Annotated in this window: 1 protein-coding gene; it reads left to right on the forward strand. The window is 49.7% G+C overall.

The window, feature by feature from the left end; genetic code table 11:
- On the forward strand, window positions 1-519 hold a 519-nt coding region (locus AC1M9I_RS14610), incomplete at both ends, for a phage late control D family protein (RefSeq protein WP_481611216.1).

Below are 519 nucleotides of genomic sequence, written 5' to 3' on the forward strand. Positions count from 1 at the left end.
GCCATGTCCTTAACGAAGGCGTGCAAGCAGAACTCATCTGTCTCTCGACCAATGCCTTAATTCCACTCAAACAATTCATCGGCACACAAGTCGCCGTCGATCAAGTCACTGATCAAGGCACCCTGTTTAGAACCACCGGCATCATCACCGAAGCCTCACAAGGACAAAGCGATGGAGCACTGACCCTCTACAAACTCACGCTTAACGATGCAACTTCACTTTGGCACAAACGCCGCAACAGCCGCGTATTTATGAACAAATCCGTGGTCGAAGTGGTCGAAATCCTCTTTGAAGAATGGCAAAACAAAAGCCCACTTTTTGCCTCGAGCCTCAGCCTAGACCACAGTGGATTGCAACAACAATACGACATCCGCCCCTTCATCATGCAAAGCAACGAAAGCGACTACGACTTTCTGACTCGCTTACTACGCAGTGAAGGCATTAACTGGCTCATTGATGAAGCCCAACCGATTGTACCGAGCAACAACAGCCCGATCGAAGCACAAAAGCTCCGCCTGA

The sequence above is a fragment of the Acinetobacter sp. ANC_7553 genome (genome assembly GCF_056779895.1).